Here is a 15,800-nt window from a genome sequence, read left to right on the forward strand (position 1 = left end):
ACGCACTCAATTTAAAATGAGTGCGTGGGGCTTTTTTGAATCTATTCAGTATCCGTTCGTGCTAAAATCAGTGCATTTTCGGAATAGTTAATGTTTTTGCGTAATTCATCTGCAAGTTGCCATGAAATTTTATGTTGTTCCAATAACTCTTGAATCGCCACTCGTTCACTCGTGAGCGCTTTGATTCTTAATTTTTGTAATTGACGTTCATAGATAGCGGTCTTACTCCGCCCCCCATTTTTCATGTTTTCAATCTGATTCCGATACCGCACAATAATTTGATAAATAACCTGACGATTATAATGACGTTGGCGATTTTCAGGCTGTTTTAGGAAATACGACAATTGTTTAATTCCCGCCTTAGCCATTTCACGTTCAGTCAATTGCCACTCGGTTTCACTTGGTGATTTGGTATGCCGCGGCCAGAGATGCGTCAAAAAGCGTTTGCTGATTGACCAAGCACGATAGACTTGTAGTTGCACATGATGCCAATTAAAACTCGTCCCAATAACCGATAACATTACTTGTTTTTGCCGCAACTTACGTTTACCATGCCGATAGCTTTTAGCACTAATGGCCTTTTCAGCCCATAACGACTCTAACTTCTGACGTTCTCCGTCAAATGCCACTTGTCGCAAAATCAACTCTTCAGCAATTAACGGTGGTAGTTCGTCACTTGTGCTTGCTTCGCTTTGTTGACTCTCCAACCGGCGGATCATCAACTGATACTCTGCCAATAAATCTAAAGCAGCCCGGTTATTATCAATATGCCGTTGGGATTCGACCATGCTCGCTGCTACTTTGTACATGTAAATCTTAGCGTTTGTTTCATCCAATAAATCAGCAGCTGCTTCATCTTCTGCGGCTGCTGCGGCTGCTTCGGCTTCAAGATCTCGTTGCATCCCTCGCATCTCGATTGGTGCTTTGACTTTTGTCAGCTTAGGAATTAGGACAACGGCCATCACCAGACTGACAATAATCACGCCGGCCGCAATAAAGAGCATTAAGCCGCGTTGAGGAAACGGTGAACCATCCGCTAAAACAGTTGGCACCGATAATACCCCGGCCATCGTAATCGCTCCACGAACCCCAGAAAGTCCAGAGAGCACCGCAATTTTAATGTTTTCGCGGAATGTTTTGGGATTCGTCTGGTTGGTGTAGAGCAAGTAAGCTAGTGTCCAGAGTCCCCGCACAATCACCAGAATCAACCAAACCGCTAAGACGAGGAGAATTTCTTCACTCGTATTAATCAGCGGATTATGCACGGTATTATGCATAGCGACAGGTAATTCAATCCCTAAAATTAAAAAGACAATCCCGTTTAATAAGTAAACACTGATTGACCAAGTTTGTTCAGTCACTAACTTCAACTCCGGTAAAAAATCGAGGAAGATATTCCGTGATGAATGACTGATGATCCCAGCTACCACCACCGCAATCACACCGGATGCGTGGAATAGATCTTCAACAATTAGATAGATGATAAACGGTGTCACCAACTGTAAAATCGTATGGAACATCACATCTTCAAAGCCTTGTTGTAGCATAAATAGGCGAATAAAATGAATGATTAACATGATAATCATCCCCGCTAGTGCGCCAACAATACTAATATACAGAAAATCGCCCGCGGCTTGTTGCCATGAGAAATAGCCGGTAACAGCGGCAGCAATCCCATATTTAAAGCTAATCAAGCCACTGGCATCGTTAATTAAACTTTCACCACTCACTAAGTGCAAAACCCGGGGCGGTAAATCGGCCTGTTCTGAAATCGATTGTACCGCCACCGGATCCGTTGGCGACAAGATTGCCGCTAACGCAAAACTTGCAGCCAGCGGTAACGCCGGGACTAACCAATGAATGGCCAAGCCGCCAATTAACGTCGTTGCAAAGACGAGGAAAATCGCATTCCCAATAATTGGTCCGCGCAACGCCCATAGTTCCTTCTTAGGAAAACGACGGCCATCGTTAAACAATAATGGTGCAACAAACACCAACATGAACCAATCTGTTTTTAGTGGAATCTTGACGGTAAAGACTAACGCCACCATTAATCCCAACCCGATCTCAATTAAACTAACCGGTAAATTTGGCAAATAATGCCCGATGATATTGGCAATAATCACCAACGTAATTAACAAAATAACAGCTTCAATAATTGCCATCCCAACACCCTTTCTTTTTAAAACGCTCATCCTTATAAAAAAGCCCTGATAAAATCATCTTTTACCATAGCTTTTCATCATTGATTTAACCTTGCTTATGTTGCCCAATAATCCGGACTTCTGGTTCTAAGCGCACATTAAACTTCGCCCAGATCGTTTTTTGAATGTATTCGATCAACGTCAAATAATCCGTTGCCGTTGCGTGATCAATATTCACGATGAACCCGGCATGTTTTTTAGAAACTTGTGCGCCCCCAATTTGATGTCCTTGCAAGCCCGCTTTTTGAATCAACGGTCCGACAAAATGACCGACTGGTCGTTTAAAGACACTCCCACATGAGGGATATTCTAGCGGCTGTTTGGCAGCCCGCAAAGCGTTGACCTCATCCATCCGGGCGCGAATTGTTGGTGCCACACCCGTTGCCATTTCAAAATAGGCAACCAACACAATACTGCCGTTATCTTGAATTAAACTATGCCGGTAACTGAAGTCTAAGTCAGCGGCCGTTAACGTCTGTACTTGATTATCGCGCATTAAAACATCAACGCGGGTCAGTACATCACTAATTTCGCCACCATATGCGCCGGCGTTCATAAAGACCGCACCGCCAACACTACCAGGAATGCCGGCAGCAAATTCTAAGCCGGTCAAACTACCGCTATAAGCTGCTTCAGAGGTTTGAATAATCCCTGCTCCAGCTTGCGCGGTCACCAAGTTACCTTCAACTTTAATCTGATTCATCGCCGTTAAGATGATGACTAAGCCTTTAATGCCACCGTCACGAACAATTAGATTACTAGCATTACCGATAATTGTGATAGGTAATGTCAGTTCATTGGCACTGGCCACTAATTGCCGCACTTCTGCAACAGATTTGGGGAGTGCGAGTAAATCTGCCGGTCCACCTGTTTTGGTAAAGGTGTATAAGCTCAATGGTTCTGCTTGATGAATCTCGATTGCTTGGTTTGCTTGTAAAAATGCTTCAACTTGACTTGTCACAATTGTCGTTCCCCTCAAAAAATAATCTACTCCTAGTTTAACAAAAACGGCTTGAATTGAACAGCCAACACTTTTTTGCGTATTATTGACTAGACCGTTAAAATGGAGTTTAGAAATGAGGGATCGACAATGAAATTTATTTCTTGGAACGTTAATGGCTTACGCGCCGTTTTAAAAAAAGACTTTATGACCACTTTTAATCAACTAGATGCCGATTTTTTCTGTCTACAAGAAACTAAGATGCAAGCCGGCCAAGTTGAATTAGATTTACCAGGTTATCATCAATACTTTAATTACGCTGAAAAAAAAGGCTATTCCGGTACTGCCATCTTCACTAAGCATAAACCGCTCACTGCAACTTATGGTATCGGCCAACCTGAACACGATCAAGAAGGACGCGTTATTACACTTGAATACCCTACTTTTTATTTAATCACTTGCTACACACCCAATTCACAGGATAAGTTGAAACGATTAGACTATCGCATGCGTTGGGAGAATGCCTTTCAAACTTATATCGCTGATTTATCGACTCAAAAACCCGTCATTTTCTGCGGTGATTTAAACGTTGCCCATGAACCAATTGATCTGAAAAATGATAAGACCAATCATCATAACGCCGGCTTTTCAGATGAAGAACGAGGGCAAATGACAACCCTCTTAAATCGCGGCTTCACCGATACCTTCCGTTATTTCTATCCTGATCAACCCGATATTTATTCTTGGTGGAGTTATCGATTCCACGCCCGCGACAATAATGCCGGCTGGCGCATTGATTATTTCATTACTTCCAATGATCTCCAACCTAAATTAGTCGATGCCAAGATTCACACGAAAATTTTTGGTTCCGACCACTGCCCCGTCGAACTTGACACGCAAGATTTATTCGCTTAAAATAAGCAAACTTTATAAAAAGCGAGGTTCAAAATATTGAATTTTGTCGCAATGGATTTTGAAACCGCCAACGGTCAACGGCATAGTGCTTGCTCACTTGCCCTTGTTGTTGTGCGCAACGATCAAATCGTTGATAGTTTTTATACGTTAATTAAACCTGAAACTTATTTTAGCAGTCGCAATACGCAAATTCATGGCATTCATGAAGCCGATGTGGCTCAAGCGCCCAAGTTCAATCAAGTCTGGCCGCACATCGCACCATTTTTTACGCCAAACAAGTTAGTGGTCGCCCACAACGCGAATTTTGATATTGGTGTGTTGAAAAGTACACTCCAACACTACGACATTCCAGAACCCCATTATTTAGCGTTGGATACTCTCAAGACGAGTCGGCGGTTGTATCCACAATTTGAGAATCATAAGCTAAACACCTTGTGTGATAACCTAGCGATTCCACTTGACAATCACCACAATGCACTGGCTGATAGTATCGCTTGTGCCAAGATTCTGATTAAAGAAGCCAACGATTTTGGCGTTGAACCGCTAAAAGCGGCCACCAAATTAATCGGCTAACAAAAAAAGAGCGGTTAACTTGTCTATGCAGACAGGCTAACCGCTCTTTCAGCGAATGGTGGATTAAAGCTAAATTGTCATTAGGGCTTCGACAAGATTAACAACTTCATCATAATCATTAATTTGTTTTGACTAATGTACGAGCTTTGTTTCCGCTGTTAATTATACCACAATTCGGTTCATCGTGTTAACTTATTTTGACTTAGATTGACCAAAACTCAAGATAAAGACCGTACTGATCACAAGAATCCCACCCACGACTTCCCAGGTGTTGAAACTCGTTTTCAAGAATAAAACAGTACCGATAGTTGCAGCTAATGGCTCAAAGGTATTCAATAAACCAGCCGTTGTCGGTGTGATATACCGTAAACTCCCCAAGAAACAAAGATTGGCGAGCGCGGTCCCAAACAAAGCAATGAATAAGACACTACTGATTGTTGCCACATTCAACGGTGGAACACCGACCCAAAATGGATGAACAAATGTGAAGACCACCCCACCGATTAACATCGCCCAGCCCACAATCACTAATGTTGGATATTTTTGGAATAACTTAACCGGAATTAATGTGTTTAAAGCGCCGGAAAAGCCAAGGCATAAACTAAGTCCGAATGCCGCGTGTGAAATCGCCAAATGCGTCAGTTGTCCTTTTGTCACTAACAACCACGTCCCCAACAATGCGACAGTCACTGCAATTAGTTCAACGCGGCTAGGTGCTCTACGATAAATCACCAAGCTAATTAAGATGATCATGATGGTGCCTAGCTGTTGTAAAATCGTAGTCGTTGGTGCATTGCTGGCTTGAATCGTTAGAAAATAAAAATACTGAACGGCCGATAACCCTAATACTGCAAATAATAACATCCGCGTAAAGTCCCGCGGTTGACGCCACACTGTAAAAACATCGTTCGGTTGTTTAATGAGCGCATAACCTAATAGAAATAGGCCTGAAAGCCCCATCTTAACCCCCATTAGCCATTCTGGCTTAATTGCCGTGTCAGTGAATAGCCACTGTGATACTGGCCCTTGAATCCCCCAAAATATTGATCCTAATACGGCTAAGTAAATTCCGCGTCCTCGTTGTTGTTGCATCTTAAATCTCCTCATCCATATTCATTAATTGGCACATTTGCACAACCGGAATATAGCCCGTTTCTGGCGCATAAAATCCGGCTGCTAATTGTGCTTCGGTCACAAAACCAAACCGTTTGTAAAGTGCAATTGCACGGTGATTACGGGCTTGTACTGTTAACTCAAGCCGTCGCGGATTTCCTATTTCTCGAACCGATGCTAAAAGGTGCGCCATCAAATCAGAGCCAATTCCGCGATGCCACTTCGCTTTTAAAACAGCGATACTAACTTCACTGATATGTGTTAGCCCCTGTTCTGTCGGACTATTCACACGAATTGCCCCGACAATTTGCTGTTGATCAAAAGCAAGCAATAATACATCTTGTTGCGATTCAAGAATACTTGCTATCAAAAATTCAGTAAATAATGGTGTTAAAGTGGCTAACTCCGCTGGTAACGCAACATACGGTGTTTCTTTAGCGACCGCCTTTAGAAAGCATAAATAAGCCCGCGCATCTGCTGCTTGCGCGGGCCGAATGTCAACTACACTAGTCTGCAAAACTAGTACGCACCAATGCTTCGTAGTGAGCGCCGTGCGGATCAAGTACTAACGTCCGAACTTGATCATCGCTAACATCCTTATTAAAATGAATCGTCAAATAATCGCTCGGTAGTTCTTCAGCAATAAATTGACTCCATTCAACCACCGAAACCCCGTCCCCATCGAAATACTCTTCTAAGCCTAAATCACTGGCGCCCGTTTCTTCCAATCGATACACATCCATATGATAGAGTGGTAACCGACCGTCTTGATACTCACGAATTAACGTAAATGTCGGACTCTTAATATAGCGGTCAATTCCCAGACCAGCTGCCAAGCCTTTCGTAAACGTTGTTTTACCAGCGCCTAAATCACCATCCAACAACAAGACATCACCGGCTTGGACTTGTTGGCCTAACTGTTTGGCAATCGCAATTGTTTGTTCTGGATCAGTTGTTTTAAATTCTAACATGTTCTGCCTCATTCTAATTGTTATCTGTGTGTCATTATACCGAAAAAAGCCCTGTTCGCAAAGTCAAAGACGCCAGCACAATTTTTCTGTGCTGGCGTCTTTGTTGTCGGTTAATTAGTTTTGTAATGCTTGAGCAGCCGTAATGATGGCTAACTTGTAAACATCTTCTTCGTTGCTCCCACGTGATAAATCAGAAATGGGTTGATTCAAACCTTGTAAAATTGGTCCGATGGCTTCGAAATTCCCAAAACGTTGAGCAATCTTGTAGCCAATGTTCCCTGATTGTAATTCTGGGAAAACAAACACAGTGGCTTGACCCGCCACTTTTGAATCTGGTGCTTTTTGGTTCGCAACAACTGGTACGTATGCGGCATCAAATTGTAGGTCACCATCAATGTCTAATTCTGGCGCAATTTCATGTGCAATCCGTGCTGCTTCTTGAACCTTCGTGACTTCGTCTGCTTTCGCAGACCCCATCGTTGAAAAGCTCAACAGCGCAACTTTCGGATCGATATCGAACAACTCAGCCGTCTTTGCAGATTCCACAGCAATTTCAGCCAATTCTTGCGCATTCGGGTTAATATTGATGGCGCAATCTGAGAATAAGTAACGTTCGTTATCGCGACCGCGTTGCATAATGAAGGCCCCGCTTGTGCGTTGGACACCTGGTTTTGTTTTAATAATTTGTAATGCTGGTCGAACAGTATCACCTGTTGAATGCACGGTACCTGAAACCATCCCGTCGGCTAAGTTTAAATAAACCAGCATGGTGCCAAAATAATTAGGATCTTGTAAAATTGTTTGTGCTTGTTCAGGGGTTGCCTTGCCCTTGCGGCGTTCGACAAAAGCGGCAACCATTTTTTCAAAGTCAGCTGTTGGATATTCTTGTGGATCAATAATCGTTATCCCGTCCAAGTTAAATCCTTTAGCAGCAGCGATTTGTTGAATATCATTCGTTACCCCAATTAAAATGGGTTTCAAAATCCGATCAGCATTCAACCGTGCTGCTGCACCAATAATTCTTGGTTCTGTTCCTTCCGGAAAAACAATTTTAAATTGCCGATTGGTAATCTTTGCTTTTAAGCTTTCAAATAAATCCACAATTGCAACCTCCAGTAAGCATTTTATTATTGCTAATGTAATCATACAACGTTTCTAATACCGCGACAAGTCAATAATGGTAACGCTTCATTATTCTGCCGTGACTGTTTGTGGTAATTGCCAATTAATTGGCGCCATGCCCCATTGCTCAAGGGCAGTATTCGTCTGTGAGAAAGGTTTAGAGCCAAAGAAACCGTGATAGGCTGACAAGGGACTGGGATGTACTGCAGTAATGACCGCATTTTGCGTCTCATCAATTAACCGCCGTTTATCCTTTGCCGCGTTTCCCCATAAAATGAAGACCACATGTCCCCGATTTGACAATGCAGCAATCGCCGCATCCGTTAGCTGTTCCCAACCTTGTTTACGATGCGAATTTGATTGACCTGCCCGCACGGTCAATACGGTGTTCAACAAGAACACGCCTTGATCCGCCCAACTCTTTAAATAGCCATGCTGAACCGGTTGAAAGCCAACATCCGTCTGCAATTCTTTATAAATATTTTGCAATGATGGTGGGACTTTGACCCCTGGTAAAACGGAAAAACTACACCCATGGGCTTGGTTCGGGCCATGATAAGGATCTTGTCCTAAAATGACGACTTTAACCTGTTCAAACGGTGTCCATTCAAAGGCTTGGAAAATATGGTGCATCTCTGGATAAACCGTGGTCGTTTGGTATTCCTGTTTCAAAAAGGTATGGAGCTGACCATAATAGGGTTTGGCAAACTCTGGTGCGAGAATCGTTTGCCACTCATTGTGAATAATTGTTTTCATCTGCTCACCTCATTAACTAGTTTATCGTGTTTTAACATAAGTTGCTAGGAGAAAAGTAGCTTGCATGCTAAGATAGAGGTAAGTTTCTAATAATACGTTTTCAGGAGGAATTCCTTTGATTTCAATTATTGCATCTGATATGGACGGTACCTTATTAAACGACAAAATGCAGGTTTCAGACGGTAACATGACCGCCATTAAAGCTGCCCAAGACGCCGGCATCGAATTCGTAGTGGCTACCGGCCGCAGTCGTTCTGAAGCCCTCCCCCTAATTGACAGTGATGACATCCAACCTACTTTAATTACGATGAATGGTGCCCAAATTTTTGATTCTTTAGGTAATGAAGTTTTGAATGTGCCGATTGATTCCGAAACGGTGACAGCCGTCACAGAAAATTTACGCGAAAATAATATTTACTTCGAACTCATGACGACTGCCGGTAATTATTCAGATAGCAAAGTCAGTCGTATCCAAAATGTCGCTGATTTACTCGTCAACCTCAATCCCGATACGAGTTATAAAATTGCGGTTGCTTTAGCAGCAGCCCGTTTGGAATTGATGAATATTAACTACGTCGATGATCACTATCAAGGGATTATTAACGATCCAACGGTTAAGATTCTTAAAATCATCGCTTTTAGCACACAGGGGATGACCGAATTAGCACCAATTAAGGCCTTTTGTGAAGCCCGCGGGGATTTAGTTGTAACTTCCTCTTCAAGTAATAACATCGAAATAAACCACATTGACGCTCAAAAAGGCATCGCTTTGGCCGCCTATGCTGAACAAAAAGGGATTCCAGTTGAGCAAACAATGGCAATTGGTGATAACTTAAACGATTCTTCAATGATCAAAATAGCTGGCATTGGTGTCGCCATGGGCAATGCTGTCCCAACAATTAAGGAACTTGCGAACTATCAAACTACAACTAACATTCAAGACGGCGTCGCACAAGCGATTTATCACGCGATTGACTTGAATCGTACAGCTGAAAAGAAGTGATCTTTGATGCCTATTTTCTACATTAAACACCAGGCTAGTGCTTCACGTGGTGTCTCAACCGTGATTGACGATCAAGAACAACCGCGTTATTTACTTGTTGGAAAGCGTGGGATTCGGCATGACGTATTCAGCCTTTACTCACTCACCGGCGACTTACTCGGTGAAATTCGCCAAGTCACAATTAGCCCCTCACCTGACTTTGACCTTTTCCAAAACGATGAACGGATTGGTCAACTCAAAAAGATCTGGGGCGTCTGGCATGAGTTTATCTATGTCAAACAACTTAATTGGTTAATTATGGGAGATTTAACGCAAAATCAATATCGCATTATCTACCATACACAACCCATCATGCAAGCGACCACCATTCTAGCAAGCAGCGGTCCAGCCTTTCAATTGACTGTCAACCAAGAAAAGGATATCGTCCCCTGTATTTTGATTGCCGCCGTTTTAAATCATTGGGCCTATAACCAACCCAAGGCACTGATTCGGCGTTTTAAGCCTAGTTTGCGATTCGAATAGTCAGTAAAAAAACGACTAATCAAATGATTAGTCGTTTTTTGGTCTAGCTCAAGACTCCCATCGAATATATATAAGCGCTAACATTTAAAATTAAATTGATTCTTTTCTTTTAAATTGGTATGGTTGAATATGCAAACTTAAAATTAAAGGGGTCTTCTCAATGCCAACTGGCGTGATTATTAATTCATTAGCCGTCTTATTTGGCGGTCTATTCGGTAGTTTATTGGGAGATAAATTATCAACTAAATTTAAAACAGAACTCACCTTAATCTTCGGTGTTGCTTCGATGGGAATGGGCATCAATGCCATTATTCAAATGAAGAACATGCCTGCAGTCATCTTCGCAGTTGTTCTCGGTACTGGGATTGGCCTACTCATTCACTTCGGTCGCTGGATTGATCGCGGTGCTGTCTTGATGGAACGGCCAATTTCTAAATTTTTTCCGCGTAAAAACAATACGCTATCAGATACCGAATTTATTTCAGCACTCGTGACAGTGATTGTTCTCTTTTGTGCCGGTGGGACCGGTATTTATGGGACATTAGATGCTGGTATGACAGGCAACAATACGATTCTAATTTCTAAATCAATTCTAGATTTCTTTACTGCTGCCATCTTTGCCTGCAATCTTGGCCCCGTCGTTTCAACCATTGCGATTCCGCAATTCATTATCTTTTACATCATTTTCTTACTCGCCAAACTCATTTTCCCACTAACGAATCCAACAATGCTTGCAGATTTCAAAGCTTGCGGCGGCCTCTTGATGCTCGCCACTGGCTTTAGAATTGCTAAAATTCGCGAATTTCCAATTGCAGACATGATACCAGCAATGATCTTAGTCATGCCACTGAGCTGGCTATGGACGACAATGATTATGCCATTACTTTAATCTGAAAAGAGCCGACAACAATTGTTGTCGGCTCTTTTCGTGTTAAAGCTGTTTAATCATATGATCATATTGATGATCACCAATCGTTAAATCTCCTTGTTTAACAAAACCCATTCGTTCATAAAGTTTTTTAGCGCCAGGATTTTGTAAATCCACACTTAAGCTAATCTTTTTTTCACCACGTGCTTTTAAATAATCTGGTAAGGCCTTAAGTAACTTTGTCCCTACACCATGCCCCTGTGCATGTTCAGCGACGGCAAGTGTATCTAAATACCATTCCCCCGGTTGTGCTTCCTTATCGGTAAAGAAACGCGTTGTCTCAGGTAAGCCGATTTGTGGGAATAACGGTGCTAATGCATCGTCGATATGGGCTTCCTTTTCTTCTGGGAAGCCTACAACAATCCCCAATACTTGGCCGTCTTCTTCATAAACTAGTGTGTTAGCATAACTATACCGATATTCAGGTATTGCAAAGGCCTGTTCTAAAATACCAAATAAATCCTCCAACGGAATCTTTTGGAAGAGTGGCATTTCCATTTCTTCAAAAACAATATTAATAATTGGCAAGACACTCTTGGCATCTGCAACTGTTGCTTGACGAATCATTCAAAAACCTCCTCTAGTAATCTTTTTATCATACGGGGGATTGCATAGCACGTAAACTGTTATCATACTAAATCAGATCGGTAATCGGCCATTTTCTTAGCAAATAACTCGCCATTGGTCGGTGGCGTGTACGTCAATGCATTCGCACCCGCTTCAATCGTCGCTAATATACTAGCTTCGTTTTTACCCCCAGTTGCCATAATCGGAATTTCGGGATATTGTTGGCGAATTGCGCTAACAATTGCTGGGGTTTTAGCCGCGCCACTAACGTTTAAAATTGAAACTCCAGCTTCAATCTGCGCGGCGTAATCCTGACGTTCTGACACAACAGTACAAATAATCGGAACGTCAACAACGCGGTTAATCATTTTAATCGTCTCCACCGAGGTCGGTGCGTTAACCACCACGCCAATCGAACCGGCGGCCTCTGCCAATAATCCCATGTACGCGGACCGGCTGCCGGCCGTTAAGCCCCCACCAATCCCATTAAAAACGGGGATCGTCGCCACATTGCTGATGGCATTCATGACAGCTGGGTGTGGTGTAAATGGATAAACTGCCAAAACAGCGTCAGCATTTGTATTATTCACAATCGCAACATCGGTGGTAAAAATAATTGTTTTAATCTTCTTACCGAGGATCTTAATCCCCCCAACTTGTCGCGCCACAGCAGGTGGTCCGACAACACTGGTTTTTAATGGTGTATAAATCTCTGGTACGAATTGCTCTGTCATCCGAATCCCCCTCTTTATTCTGTTGCTTTAATAATGGCTACTAATCGTTGTTCTAGCGCGACCAAATCAATTGCATTTAATCGCGCAAAATTGATGCGCAACGCATCTGTTTTAAGCCCAAATAATGATCCTGGTGCGACAGCAAGCTGATGATCAATAAAGGTTTTTAAGCGTAATTTATGGTTCGGATAGGTCACCCAAATATAATAACCTCCCGCTGGTAAGTAAACGTGCCAATCGGGTAATACCCTTTCAAGCATCTTATAGGTTGCTTGTGCACGTTCTTGAAGCATCCCCTTAAGTTGATCCAACTGCGTTTGAAATTGCGGATCCCCCATCGCTAAGGTCACCATGACTTGCACCATAATGCTTGGCACTAAATCCATTTCATGTTGCACGCGGGTCAACTGTTCGATGACTTGCGGAGTAGCAGCTACCCACCCGATTCGGCTACTAGCCCCCATAATTTTGGACAACGAACTAATATAAATAACATTATCCGGATCAAGTTGCTTTAACGTTGGGATTGGCCTAGTTGTATCAAATCCTAACCAACCAAAGACATCATCTTCTACGATTGGTATTTGATGCATCTGGCATAAATGAACAACTGCTTTTCTTTTTTGAAAACTCATTACGTGCCCCGTTGGATTTTGATAATCTGGATTGAGAATAACCAACTTAACACGGTGCTTAATGATTAGCTCTTCTAAAGCAGTCAAAGAAATCCCATCAGCATCAACTGAAGCTTCATAGACACGGACACCCGTCGCTTCAAACAAAGTTGAGTCATGAAAAAAGGAGGGTGATTCAATTGCAACAGCATCACCTGGCGTCAATAAACCCTGTAATATTAAAAAGAGTGATTGTTGCACACCGGCAGTCATTAATAACTGCTCTTCGGTAAAAAATAGCCGTTTATTGTGTTGATCCAATTGATTAATTGCCGTAATAAGTGGTTGATAGCCTCGTGGTGTCTCTAATGCTTGTGCAGTAATAAAATCTTGCCACGTCAATGCAGGAAATTGAAATTGTGGGACTAATTCTAATGGTAAGTCACTTGAATAAACATCAATTAACTTTTCAGGTTTTCGTCTAATCAGTTGTTGTAATTGGCGCCGTTCATTTTGACTTTGTGACTGACGTTGGCTGATCAAATAAGTATGCCAATTGACCCGCCTTGCCTGTGGTCGCGCTTGCTGGCTGACAAACGTCCCGCTACCAACGCGACGTTCAATCACGCCATCTGCAACCAATTCATCAGACGCACGTGTCACCGTTGAACGATTGACACTCAATAATTTAGCTAACTGACGCTCTGGCGGTAATTGGTCACCTGAACTTAATTGTCCTTTATCTATCAAGCTAATAATCATTTTTTTAATTGCCATATACTTTGGCTTTTGTTCAGGTAAATATTGTAACCATTCAATCATTTTTAACACCTCTTATTTAGTTTACAAATTGGATGGTAAAAAAACAAGCCAATTGGCTGTTGTTGAACATTCTATTCTTCTCTATGATAGTTAAGAATAGAATTTTGGAGGACAACTATGCAAAACATTCTAACCATTGCCGGCTCTGATACTCTGGGTGGTGGTGGCATCCAGGCCGATTTAAAAACGTTCGAGGCCTTAGAAACGTTTGGGGTCAGTGCCTTAACTTGCATCGCTACATTGCTACCAGACGGTCACTTGAAAATCCACAACTTACCTGAGGATACCATTTTGGACCAGCTTGATGCCATTTTAAACTACGTGCCACTAACGCACGTTAAAATTGGTTTGGTTCATCAAACGGAAACTTTAAAAGCCATCTGTGAGCGACTACGACAACATCCTGAATTAACCATCATCGCTGACCCGGTCCTCGTCTTTAAAGAAGGCGCCATTCCTGCGCAGCAAGCGTACCTCGACACGTTAAAAAAAGAACTACTGCCTTTGACGAGCGTTGTCACCCCAAACTTGTTGGAGGCCCAACAACTCAGTGGTCTTTCGTCAATTACCACGCGTGAGGAAATGGTCGAAGCTGCTACAATTATCCAATCATTTGGCCCCAAGCACGTCATTATCAAAGGTGGTCAACGATTCCCTGGTGAGCAGGCCGTTGATTTATTAAAATCGGGCGCAACAACTCATTATTTAGAAGCTCCACGATTGGAAACAACTACCATTGATGGCGCCGGTTGTACGCTTTCGGCAGCGATTGCGGCGGAATTAGCACAAGGAAAATCGATTGAAGTTGCCGTGGCACGCGCAAAGAAATTTGTTTATGCCGGTTTAAAAGATGGTATTCATCTACGCCATGGCCTGGGGAATGTCTGGCAGGGGGCTACTAAACATGCACTTTAATAAACGTCAATTACCATTACTCGCGATGCTCACCGCATTGACCGTGGCACTCTCTTTGTTAATCATCATCCCGATTCCGGCGACGAAGGGCTTTGTGACGCTCTGTGAGGTCGGTATTTATACAACGGCGATCATGCTGCGAAATCCTGGCGGACTCACTGTCGGAGCCCTGAGTGGCCTATTAATCGATCTATTATCTGGTTACCCTGAGTGGTGTCTCTTCTCACTCATCATTCATGGGGGGCAAGGCTTCGTTGTAGGTCACCTAACTCGTAATGATTCAATGCGACCAAAGCAGCTGATTATCCCCCTCATTTGCGGTAGTATCGTCATGGTTGCCGGTTACTTTTTAGCTACCAGTTTACTTTTCGGCTGGGCTGCCGGAATCGCTTCGATTTTCAGTAATATTGTTCAAAATGGACTTGGTATCGTGGTTACCATCCCGTTAGTCACTAGTTTATCCCGTATTCGACCACAATTATTTAACCACTAGGAGATTTTTTAAATGACAAACGAATTACAATTAAACCAAATTCAACAAGACTTAACAAAGATGACTCAGGATGTTCTAAACGAAGCACACTTAGGAAATGGTGATTTGTTCGTTCTCGGGTGTTCAACGAGTGAAGTCGTCGGTGGTCATATCGGTAAGGCTTCTAGCAAAGAAGTCGGTGAAGTCATCATCGCAACACTTCGTGGCATTCTCAATCCATTGGGGATTCATTTAGCCGTGCAAGGCTGTGAACATATTAACCGTAGTTTGGTGATTGAACGTCAGGTCGCCCGCGCACACGACTTTGAAATTGTCTCAGTTGTTCCTGCTATGCACGCTGGAGGCGCCTGCTCCGTCGCTGCATTTGAACAATTCAGTGATCCGGTTGAAGTTGAACATATCGTTGCACAAGCTGGATTAGATATCGGTGATACGGCGATTGGGATGCACGTGAAATTCGTTCAAGTCCCTGTCCGCCCAACCCTTGATACATTGGGTAGTGCACATGTCACAGCTTTACGGTCACGACCAAAATACGTTGGCGGTCCTCGAGCAACATATGCACCAACTCATTAAACGCAAAAAAGCCTCGTTCTTTGAACGAGGCT

The 15,800-nt window shown here is 42.9% G+C and carries 18 protein-coding genes; 8 read left to right on the forward strand and 10 right to left on the reverse strand.

Annotated elements, in window-relative coordinates; genetic code table 11:
• Window positions 1-41: 41 nt before the first annotated feature.
• Window positions 42-2,165 (reverse strand): cation:proton antiporter, encoded by a 2,124-nt coding sequence (locus ACF1X7_RS00720; protein ID WP_411162343.1) that lies wholly within the window; start codon window positions 2,163-2,165, stop codon window positions 42-44.
• An 85-nt stretch (window positions 2,166-2,250) separates the two neighbouring features.
• Window positions 2,251-3,165 carry a UDP-N-acetylmuramate dehydrogenase gene (gene murB, locus ACF1X7_RS00725; protein ID WP_146954931.1) on the reverse strand — a complete coding sequence of 305 codons (915 nt, stop codon included), beginning with the start codon at window positions 3,163-3,165 and terminating at the stop codon, window positions 2,251-2,253.
• Between the two features lie 129 nt (window positions 3,166-3,294).
• On the opposite strand from murB, the gene ACF1X7_RS00730 reads away from it, so the two are divergent.
• The gene (locus ACF1X7_RS00730; protein WP_411162344.1) at window positions 3,295-4,059 is read left to right on the forward strand and encodes an exodeoxyribonuclease III; all 765 of its coding nucleotides are present in this window, start codon (window positions 3,295-3,297) and stop codon (window positions 4,057-4,059) included.
• 36 nt (window positions 4,060-4,095) lie between these two features.
• Entirely contained in the window at window positions 4,096-4,632 is a 537-nt protein-coding gene (locus ACF1X7_RS00735; RefSeq protein WP_064777330.1) for a 3'-5' exonuclease, read from the forward strand.
• A 192-nt stretch (window positions 4,633-4,824) separates the two neighbouring features.
• Here ACF1X7_RS00735 and ACF1X7_RS00740 read toward each other — a convergent pair whose 3' ends face one another.
• From ACF1X7_RS00740 to ACF1X7_RS00760, 5 genes are all read right to left on the reverse strand, one after another.
• Complete coding sequence (locus tag ACF1X7_RS00740; RefSeq protein WP_004265375.1) at window positions 4,825-5,724, reverse strand: DMT family transporter; 900 nt, start codon at window positions 5,722-5,724, stop codon at window positions 4,825-4,827.
• Between the two features lies 1 nt (window position 5,725).
• Window positions 5,726-6,262 (reverse strand): GNAT family N-acetyltransferase, encoded by a 537-nt coding sequence (locus ACF1X7_RS00745; protein ID WP_052202720.1) that lies wholly within the window; start codon window positions 6,260-6,262, stop codon window positions 5,726-5,728.
• The gene (gene tsaE / locus ACF1X7_RS00750) at window positions 6,252-6,716 is read right to left on the reverse strand and encodes a tRNA (adenosine(37)-N6)-threonylcarbamoyltransferase complex ATPase subunit type 1 TsaE (RefSeq protein ID WP_004265209.1); all 465 of its coding nucleotides are present in this window, start codon (window positions 6,714-6,716) and stop codon (window positions 6,252-6,254) included. Before tsaE ends, ACF1X7_RS00745 begins: the two co-directional genes overlap by 11 nt.
• Before the next feature lie 114 nt (window positions 6,717-6,830).
• Window positions 6,831-7,817, reverse strand: a complete 987-nt coding sequence (gene pta / locus ACF1X7_RS00755) for a phosphate acetyltransferase (protein ID WP_411162345.1) — start codon at window positions 7,815-7,817, stop codon at window positions 6,831-6,833.
• 90 nt (window positions 7,818-7,907) lie between these two features.
• On the reverse strand, window positions 7,908-8,594 hold the full coding sequence (locus tag ACF1X7_RS00760) for a uracil-DNA glycosylase (protein WP_039099127.1): 687 nt from the start codon (window positions 8,592-8,594) through the stop codon (window positions 7,908-7,910).
• 115 nt (window positions 8,595-8,709) lie between these two features.
• Here ACF1X7_RS00760 and ACF1X7_RS00765 point away from each other — a divergent pair, with 115 nt between their 5' ends.
• From ACF1X7_RS00765 to ACF1X7_RS00775, 3 genes are all read left to right on the forward strand, one after another.
• On the forward strand, window positions 8,710-9,597 hold the full coding sequence (locus tag ACF1X7_RS00765; RefSeq protein ID WP_411162346.1) for a Cof-type HAD-IIB family hydrolase: 888 nt from the start codon (window positions 8,710-8,712) through the stop codon (window positions 9,595-9,597).
• A 6-nt stretch (window positions 9,598-9,603) separates the two neighbouring features.
• Window positions 9,604-10,119, forward strand: a complete 516-nt coding sequence (locus tag ACF1X7_RS00770) for an LURP-one-related/scramblase family protein (RefSeq protein WP_039099125.1) — start codon at window positions 9,604-9,606, stop codon at window positions 10,117-10,119.
• A gap of 160 nt (window positions 10,120-10,279) precedes the next feature.
• A complete protein-coding gene (locus ACF1X7_RS00775; protein ID WP_089556463.1) occupies window positions 10,280-11,008 on the forward strand; it encodes a DUF554 domain-containing protein in 729 nt (242 codons plus the stop codon).
• Between the two features lie 42 nt (window positions 11,009-11,050).
• Here the strand turns inward: ACF1X7_RS00775 and ACF1X7_RS00780 are convergent, their stop codons facing one another.
• The 3 genes from ACF1X7_RS00780 to ACF1X7_RS00790 all read right to left on the reverse strand — a co-directional run bounded on the left by ACF1X7_RS00780 (window position 11,051) and on the right by ACF1X7_RS00790 (window position 13,784).
• Entirely contained in the window at window positions 11,051-11,614 is a 564-nt protein-coding gene (locus ACF1X7_RS00780) for a GNAT family N-acetyltransferase (RefSeq protein ID WP_411162347.1), read from the reverse strand.
• A gap of 62 nt (window positions 11,615-11,676) precedes the next feature.
• Entirely contained in the window at window positions 11,677-12,348 is a 672-nt protein-coding gene (locus ACF1X7_RS00785) for a hydrolase (RefSeq protein ID WP_039099120.1), read from the reverse strand.
• 14 nt (window positions 12,349-12,362) lie between these two features.
• On the reverse strand, window positions 12,363-13,784 hold the full coding sequence (locus tag ACF1X7_RS00790) for a PLP-dependent aminotransferase family protein (RefSeq protein ID WP_052202748.1): 1,422 nt from the start codon (window positions 13,782-13,784) through the stop codon (window positions 12,363-12,365).
• A gap of 117 nt (window positions 13,785-13,901) precedes the next feature.
• Here ACF1X7_RS00790 and thiD point away from each other — a divergent pair, with 117 nt between their 5' ends.
• From thiD to ACF1X7_RS00805, 3 genes are read left to right on the forward strand one after another with little or no spacing between them, the layout of a single operon-like run.
• On the forward strand, window positions 13,902-14,699 hold the full coding sequence (gene thiD / locus ACF1X7_RS00795) for a bifunctional hydroxymethylpyrimidine kinase/phosphomethylpyrimidine kinase (protein ID WP_064777337.1): 798 nt from the start codon (window positions 13,902-13,904) through the stop codon (window positions 14,697-14,699).
• Window positions 14,689-15,192, forward strand: coding sequence for an ECF transporter S component (locus ACF1X7_RS00800; protein WP_039099118.1), 504 nt, complete (start codon window positions 14,689-14,691; stop codon window positions 15,190-15,192). The genes thiD and ACF1X7_RS00800 overlap by 11 nt, the downstream gene beginning before the upstream one ends.
• Before the next feature lie 12 nt (window positions 15,193-15,204).
• Window positions 15,205-15,768 (forward strand): TIGR01440 family protein, encoded by a 564-nt coding sequence (locus ACF1X7_RS00805; protein ID WP_039099117.1) that lies wholly within the window; start codon window positions 15,205-15,207, stop codon window positions 15,766-15,768.
• Window positions 15,769-15,800: the final 32 nt, after the last annotated feature.

This window comes from Latilactobacillus sp. VITA-14 (genome assembly GCF_046580785.1).
Lineage (GTDB): Bacteria > Bacillota > Bacilli > Lactobacillales > Lactobacillaceae > Latilactobacillus > Latilactobacillus curvatus.

Coding starts and splice junctions, on each gene's coding strand:
- ACF1X7_RS00720 (WP_411162343.1), bottom strand. CDS start 2,165: ATGGCAATTATTGAAGCTGTTATTTTGTTAATTACGTTGGTGATTATT.
- ACF1X7_RS00730 (WP_411162344.1), top strand. CDS start 3,295: ATGAAATTTATTTCTTGGAACGTTAATGGCTTACGCGCCGTTTTAAAA.
- ACF1X7_RS00740 (WP_004265375.1), bottom strand. CDS start 5,724: ATGCAACAACAACGAGGACGCGGAATTTACTTAGCCGTATTAGGATCA.
- tsaE (WP_004265209.1), bottom strand. CDS start 6,716: ATGTTAGAATTTAAAACAACTGATCCAGAACAAACAATTGCGATTGCC.
- ACF1X7_RS00760 (WP_039099127.1), bottom strand. CDS start 8,594: ATGAAAACAATTATTCACAATGAGTGGCAAACGATTCTCGCACCAGAG.
- ACF1X7_RS00770 (WP_039099125.1), top strand. CDS start 9,604: ATGCCTATTTTCTACATTAAACACCAGGCTAGTGCTTCACGTGGTGTC.
- ACF1X7_RS00775 (WP_089556463.1), top strand. CDS start 10,280: ATGCCAACTGGCGTGATTATTAATTCATTAGCCGTCTTATTTGGCGGT.
- ACF1X7_RS00780 (WP_411162347.1), bottom strand. CDS start 11,614: ATGATTCGTCAAGCAACAGTTGCAGATGCCAAGAGTGTCTTGCCAATT.
- ACF1X7_RS00785 (WP_039099120.1), bottom strand. CDS start 12,348: ATGACAGAGCAATTCGTACCAGAGATTTATACACCATTAAAAACCAGT.
- ACF1X7_RS00790 (WP_052202748.1), bottom strand. CDS start 13,784: ATGATTGAATGGTTACAATATTTACCTGAACAAAAGCCAAAGTATATG.
- thiD (WP_064777337.1), top strand. CDS start 13,902: ATGCAAAACATTCTAACCATTGCCGGCTCTGATACTCTGGGTGGTGGT.
- ACF1X7_RS00800 (WP_039099118.1), top strand. CDS start 14,689: ATGCACTTTAATAAACGTCAATTACCATTACTCGCGATGCTCACCGCA.
- ACF1X7_RS00805 (WP_039099117.1), top strand. CDS start 15,205: ATGACAAACGAATTACAATTAAACCAAATTCAACAAGACTTAACAAAG.